Here is a 6563-nt window from a genome sequence, read left to right on the forward strand (position 1 = left end):
CTTGCTCTCGCCGGGTGTTTCGGCATGACCTATAAAAACTGGGGAGCCCTCAGCGCGAAGGCGGGAATCCAGATCTGTTGCGCTGAACGGTTAAACTGCTGGTCGTCTGCAAAGACACAGGATCCCCGCCTTCGCGAGGATGACGTTCCTGCGCGAGGGGGTGACGATAAAGGCAAGTTAGCCCTTACGACCGCGACGGAACGCAAGACGAATCTGCTTTTCGGTCTCGATAATGGCAAATAAGGCGGCGCCGATGGCCAGGATCAAGACGCCATCGAGAAACGGAATGGCTTCTGTAGCAAACACCGCCTGCAGCAGTGGCAGATAGGTAATCGCAAACTGCGCCACCACAACCACCAACACCACTGTCCATACCACTGTTGTGCCGCGCACCGCCTGCCAGGTTAATGAGGTACCGTAGATGTTTCGAATAAAGAACAGATGAAAAATCTCCATCGCCACCAGGGTGTTCAGGGCCAGGGTGCGCGCCAGATCCACCGAGTATCCGCGCTCGATGGCGTAGTTATAAATGCCGTAAACGCCGCTCAGGAAAAGCAGGGAAACAAAAACGATATGCCATATCAGCTCGCCGCTTAACAGCGGCTCGTCTCGCTGACGGGGTGGCCGGCGCATCGTGTGCGCTTCTGTCGGCTCAAACGCCAGCGCTATACCCAGCGTGACCGCGGTGATGAGGTTGACCCACAGAATTTGCACCGGGGTAACAGGCAACGTCATGCCGAAGAACAGCGCCACCATGATGGTCATGGCTTCACCGGCATTGGTGGGCAGGGTCCAGCTGATCACTTTTTTCAGGTTGTCATACACGGTACGACCTTCTCGTATGGCGGCCACGATGGAGGCGAAATTATCATCCGCCAGCACCAGCTCTGCCGCTTCCTTCGCCGCCTCGGATCCTTTCAACCCCATGGCAATGCCTGCGTCGGCCCGTTTCAGTGCCGGGGCATCGTTGACCCCGTCGCCGGTCATCGCCACCGTCATGTTGTGTGCCTGCAGCGCAGAGACCAGGCGCAGCTTATGCTCCGGACTGGTACGGGCGAAGATGTCGCAGTCAAGCACCTGCTCTTTTAATTCGCGATCATCCATGCCGTCCAAATCGGCTCCGGTCAGCACCTTGCCGGAATTTTGCAGTCCGATCTCCCTGCCAATTGCCGCCGCCGTCTGGGCATGATCGCCGGTAATCATCTTCACCCGAATACCGGCGTGATGGCATTCCACCACCGCGGCAATGGCTTCGGGCCGCGGCGGATCCATCATCCCCACCATGCCCAGCAGGGTGAGGCTGCCTTCCAGATCCGTCGTTTCCAGCACAGTGTGCGCCGGCGGCACCGCTTTAACGGCAAAGGCCAGCACGCGCTGCCCCTGTGCCGCTATGGTTTCGGCTTGTTGCTCCCAGTAGCGGCTATTCAGCGGCTCCGGCTTGCCATCCGCGCCACGCTGGTTGTGGCACATGCCGAGCATGCGCTCCGGCGCCCCCTTTACAAAAACAAAGGCATGGTTGGCATGATCATGATTCAGGGTCGCCATAAAGCGGTGACAGGCATCGAAGGGAATGGCATCGGTACGCGCCCAGGTCACCCGCTCTGTGCGGGTATCGACGTCCATTTTTCCGGCAAAAGACAGCAGCGCTCCTTCCATGGGGTCGCCTTCTGCCTGCCACACACCGTTTTTTTGATGTAACGCCGCGTCGTTACACAAGGTGGCGGCTCGGGCAAGCTCGTCCAGCACCGCGTATTCCGAGGGCGGAATCTTGGCGCCGTCCAGCATCAAGTCGCCATTGGGCGCGTAACCCTCGCCGCCCAGGGTGAAAAGGTGATGCCGGGTCAGCACCGACGCCACCATCATCTCGTTGCGGGTCAGGGTGCCGGTTTTATCGGAACAGATAACGGATACCGAACCCAGGGTTTCAATGGCCGGCAGCCGTCGCACTATGGCGTGCCGCCTGGCCATTGCCTGTACGCCGACAGCCAGGGTAATGGTGAGTACCGCGGGTAACCCTTCGGGAATGGCGGCAACCGACAGGCCGACCACCGACATGAACATGTCGGCAAAATCGTGCTGGCCGACAAAATAGCCGTAAGTTAACAACAGCGCCGCAATCAGCAGAATAAGCACCGTCAACCAGCGGGCAAAGATACCCATTTGCCTGACCAGCGGCGTGGTCAGTGTTTCCACTTCAAACAGCAGGCTGCTGATGCGACCGATTTCGGTATGACTGCCGGTGGCCACCACGACGCCCCGGCCCTGACCGGACACAACCAGGGTGCCGGAAAAACACATACAGGAACGATCGCCCAGCGGGGCGTTTGCCGCCACCGGCTTAGTCTGTTTTTCGACGGGTACTGACTCGCCGGTTAAAATCGCTTCCTGCACCGACATGCCGTGCGCGGTAATCAGGCGCAAATCGGCAGGCACCTTGTCACCGGCTTCCAGCAGCACAATATCGCCGGGCATCAATTGCTCGCCATCAATACTGATACGCTCGCCGCCACGAATAACATGGGCTCGCGGCGCAAGCATCTGGCGAATGGCATCCATGGCCTTTTCCGCCTTGCCCTCCTGAATAAAGCCGATAATGCCGTTGGCAACCACCACCGCCAGAATGACACCGGTATCGATCCAGTGACCCAGCGCCGCCGTAATCAGTGCCGAGCCGAGCAGTACATAGATGAGAATATTATGAAAATGCAGCACAAAGCGTATCAGCACATTGCGCCTGGCCGCTTCCGGTAAACGATTGGCGCCATATTGTGCCAGGCGCGCGGCCGCCTCAGACGAATCCAGACCCGAGGTGGAGCTGTTTAGCGCTTCAAGCGACGACTCGGCGGATATGCTGTGCCAGTTTGTCTGCGCCTCGTTTATCTTTGTTGTCGGCATTTTCGCGTTCTACCTCCATGTTAAGGCCTGGGCTGACTATATAAAGGGGCTGTTTTTTTGATGGGTGATTTGGAAGACTGACGATTTCATCAGCCGCCGCGTTAGCGGTCGACTGAAGTAACTTTTTAGGCGCTTTATCTACACATAAAGATCCAGTTTTCTTTTATTAAATGACGCGATGACTTGATTGTGCCATTCCTTTATTGTGCGCGTTGTGGCAACATCATTAACGCATTTTTCTAGCGTTCCTCTTGGTTGTGGAAGTGCCTTATTTTCAATTGCCCAATCAAGAACTCTAATGGGCCTTCTATTTTCAATCCAATCCGTTTCTGTCGTGTCGTCTGTGACTTCATAAGAACCACCAATCACTTGAACAAGCGCAACTAATTTCTTTCCATTTTTTATTGCAACAATATCGTTTACTTTCATATCATTGCGAAAGGCATCAATTGTACTTTCTCCATCCTTCCAATTCCCAAGACCTATGATCTTTTTATGCTCAAGAATTGAATAAACATAATCCTCAGCATATGACGGATCGTTAGGATGAATTTGCATATGCCAGTAATTTACTTTTTTCATATTACTCTCTTTTTAAATGTCGTTGGGATTATGGAGAACGCCAAGCTTTGGGGCAGCTGGAGCGTAGCGTAAGCCGTCCCAGCCGCGATAGCGGCGACAACAGCGCCTTGTTAGCTTATTGCGCTATCGATTTGCTCTTTCATACTTAGTAAAAAGAAGCCCCATACGAAACAAGCATAAAACCAAAAGTTATTAACCGACTTCATTTGTTCGGCTTCTTCAAAGCTAAATAAACCAAGGAGACCGAACACAAACATTATTATTGCAGCTATTGGTAGTAATAGCTCACGAGAGTATATATGAAGGCCAGCTAACATAGCATAGAAAGTAGCACCAATACCTGAGATCCAAATTGTTTTCAGAATTACGATCAAAACGAATCGATTGAATTTTGCGTATTCCTCCAATTCACTGGGGATGCCAAACCATACTGAGCCATCCCAGCTTATATTAACGCCCGTTTGTAGAATATACGCTACCGCTAACATAGGTAACGAAAAAACCTTTCCAAGATCTTGAAGATTTTTAATATCAGTAATTTTAGGGACTATATCTGCCATCACTTTTCCTAAACTAACGCTTGGCATAAGGTGCGCCAACACTGAACTTACCAAGCCAGCGGCCATCATACTAAAACCGCCGAGTGTAACGCGTCACCTTGATGCCTTTGTTAACTGAAAATTACAATGCACGTTTAGAGTTAGTAACAAAGCTTGTATTTGATAAAGGTGATTTGTAATAATCCTCATCTAAAAATCTTAATAAGACTTTCAAATCGGACTTATTGCTTGGGATTTTTATAACCTCATCACCATTTACATCAACAGTAACGAATGGAATATTGAATTCAGATGCAACAGCCTTCATGACATTTATAGGGACTAGCTCTAAAATATCACTCTGTTGAATCAATGATATTTTACGCCTAACCCAGCTATCTGATATTTCAATTAGGTTATCTACATCTGATACTTGGACAGCGTCACTTGAAGAAAATATTGTAATATCATCATTTGTTGCTTCTTTGTAATATTCGCTCAAATCAAACATTTGACGTGCCATAAAGAAACTATGAAAACGCAGCTTACCATCTTCAAGAATCGCAGTTAACTTTGAATCAACAGTTAAACCAATACCTTCTATTTTCTTATATACATTCGCCGAGTGAAATATAGAAAGTCCATTCATTGAGATAATACGTCTTCTATCGAAGTTTTGAAGCAATACCTTTACATCACCATTGCCATCTGAATAACCAGTAAATAGCGCTTTGATATCACCAAAAAAACTTTCTGTTGGTTCAACCACTTCCACTGAAAGTGGATTGGTAATTGCGTTAGATAAATTATCAATATCATCATAGTTATCAATAAATAACACTTCACCATCATCTGGTTTATATTTACCATCAAATGGTATTTGATCTACTGACAAGTCAAAAGCAGCCTCCTGTTGTTGTAAATATGTTGTCAAATCATCCTGTACAGCAGAAGACAGATCGAACTTCACAATACGTTTTGCAGGATCGCTTGTAAGTGCAAAAAGGTTAAATAACATTTACTTCTCCATAAGCATACTATTTGATATTAACTTGACTTCTTTGATTGTTTTAGGATCTCGTATATTTCTTTTTGATATTAACGTATATACAACACCATTATCAGACTCAACTTTATAAAACTTGTATTTCAATAAATACATTAATGGATGTGATGGTATATATGGCATAACCCACAGAGCAACCATTAACAACACAAGAATTAATGAGATTATTTCAAAGTTAAGCTCAACCATTCTCATAATTACTGGCGAAGTATATGCGGCTAAAAAAACGACAAGAAAATAATCTGTCGACTCCACCTTTTTTGCTTTAAAATTAACCGTTTCGCCCTGCTTTATTATCAATTTGAAAATCAAAGCGAATAGAATTAAGCCAAGAACAAATACCGACACTAATTGGTAGAACAACATATCTTCACCAGAGATGAAGTATCTAACAATGGCTAATGCTAATAATGTCGGAGAAAATGATGACAAGAATAAAATTGTCTTTAACGAGTTACGCATATTTCTCCTTTTCAGTTAACGCCGCCAACACAGGCGAGCGTTAGCGAGTCCAGCCAGCTTGCTGGCGTTTGTGATTGGCCTTGTTAGCTTTAATTTGCAGGTAGAAGTAAAGTTTCTACAAATTGTAAAGCTACTTTGTCTCGCTGGCCGAAATATTTTGGAGCCTGTTTAGGAAGCCAAATTTCATTGAAATGACGCCGAAAATCCTCATAAAGCTCAATAGGGTATAATTTCGCTGGGACAACTCGACCATCCGGATATTCGTGCCGGTACGTTGGAAAGCTGTTGGGTTCAATGCCCCGATTGTCACGAAGCCACTTACAAAACATTCTCCCTTCCGAAATATCAGGAACCATTTCTTGTGGTAGTGTGTATCCAGCCTGCTCCATAGGCGCGATTAAATTTAGCGTTAATTCATTCAGCATCGAAAAATGAGTGTAAGGAACTTTCCCTCTATTTTGCATATAGCGATCAATGTGCACCGGCATTACTGCCTTAGCGCTACCATGTTGCCACTCAGTAACCCATTGAGATACTTTTACTGCAAACTTTGGGGATAACCATTGACCTAAATTTATCGCTAAATATGGATGAACCCAAGTACCTTGGAGCTGAGGATTGCCGCCGCTGATTATATGAATTAGTTGATTTTCTGGCAGGCCCGTTTGAGCTGTTAGCTCCGCAATGAAAGCTTGAGTCGTCTTCAAAACCTTGTAGTCTGAAAATCTTTTGCCAACGGACTGACAAAGTGCAGTTGCACTTATGTAACCATCTGCTGTACGTTGAGGAATTATTTCTCCCTCTTCTACTCTAGGAATTAGAGTTAATTGATTCATTCCTTACTCCTCGATTGGTCGGAAAGCTAACGCTTCACTAAGGGGCAAATAATTGTTGGCTAAAATAAGCGACACAGGAGCAAACAGCCAACAGTTATTTGTCCTTTTGAGTGACTTGTTGAACTAAGCCGCTTCGCGGCAGAACAATGTCGCTCCTTATCATACTGATCTCAGAGCCCTACC

Annotated in this window: 6 protein-coding genes; all 6 read right to left on the minus strand. The window is 47.3% G+C overall.

Annotated elements, in window-relative coordinates:
- Nucleotides 1-177 precede the first annotated feature (177 nt).
- Nucleotides 178-2895, minus strand: coding sequence for a cation-transporting P-type ATPase (locus ABD827_RS15925; RefSeq protein ID WP_344965663.1), 2718 nt, complete (start codon nt 2893-2895; stop codon nt 178-180).
- A 138-nt stretch (nt 2896-3033) separates the two neighbouring features.
- Nucleotides 3034-3477, minus strand: a complete 444-nt coding sequence (locus ABD827_RS15930; RefSeq protein WP_344965664.1) for a hypothetical protein — start codon at nt 3475-3477, stop codon at nt 3034-3036.
- A 110-nt stretch (nt 3478-3587) separates the two neighbouring features.
- Nucleotides 3588-4037 (minus strand): hypothetical protein, encoded by a 450-nt coding sequence (locus ABD827_RS15935; protein WP_344965665.1) that lies wholly within the window; start codon nt 4035-4037, stop codon nt 3588-3590.
- Between the two features lie 121 nt (nt 4038-4158).
- Nucleotides 4159-5034, minus strand: coding sequence for a Kiwa anti-phage protein KwaB-like domain-containing protein (locus ABD827_RS15940; protein ID WP_344965666.1), 876 nt, complete (start codon nt 5032-5034; stop codon nt 4159-4161).
- Complete coding sequence (locus ABD827_RS15945; RefSeq protein WP_344965667.1) at nt 5035-5544, minus strand: hypothetical protein; 510 nt, start codon at nt 5542-5544, stop codon at nt 5035-5037.
- Nucleotides 5545-5633: 89 nt separating this feature from the next.
- Entirely contained in the window at nt 5634-6380 is a 747-nt protein-coding gene (locus ABD827_RS15950; protein ID WP_344965668.1) for a KilA-N domain-containing protein, read from the minus strand.
- Between the last annotated feature and the right edge of the window lie 183 nt (nt 6381-6563).

The sequence above is a fragment of the Oceanisphaera sediminis genome (assembly GCF_039539745.1).
Classification (GTDB): Bacteria; Pseudomonadota; Gammaproteobacteria; order Enterobacterales; family Aeromonadaceae; genus Oceanimonas; species Oceanimonas sediminis.

Excerpts from the sequence above, each read along its gene's own strand:
- ABD827_RS15935 (WP_344965665.1), bottom strand. The coding sequence starts at position 4,037 with ATGGCAGATATAGTCCCTAAAATTACTGATATTAAAAATCTTCAAGAT.
- ABD827_RS15950 (WP_344965668.1), bottom strand. The coding sequence starts at position 6,380 with ATGAATCAATTAACTCTAATTCCTAGAGTAGAAGAGGGAGAAATAATT.
- ABD827_RS15925 (WP_344965663.1), bottom strand. The coding sequence starts at position 2,895 with ATGCCGACAACAAAGATAAACGAGGCGCAGACAAACTGGCACAGCATA.
- ABD827_RS15945 (WP_344965667.1), bottom strand. The coding sequence starts at position 5,544 with ATGCGTAACTCGTTAAAGACAATTTTATTCTTGTCATCATTTTCTCCG.
- ABD827_RS15930 (WP_344965664.1), bottom strand. The coding sequence starts at position 3,477 with ATGAAAAAAGTAAATTACTGGCATATGCAAATTCATCCTAACGATCCG.
- ABD827_RS15940 (WP_344965666.1), bottom strand. The coding sequence starts at position 5,034 with ATGTTATTTAACCTTTTTGCACTTACAAGCGATCCTGCAAAACGTATT.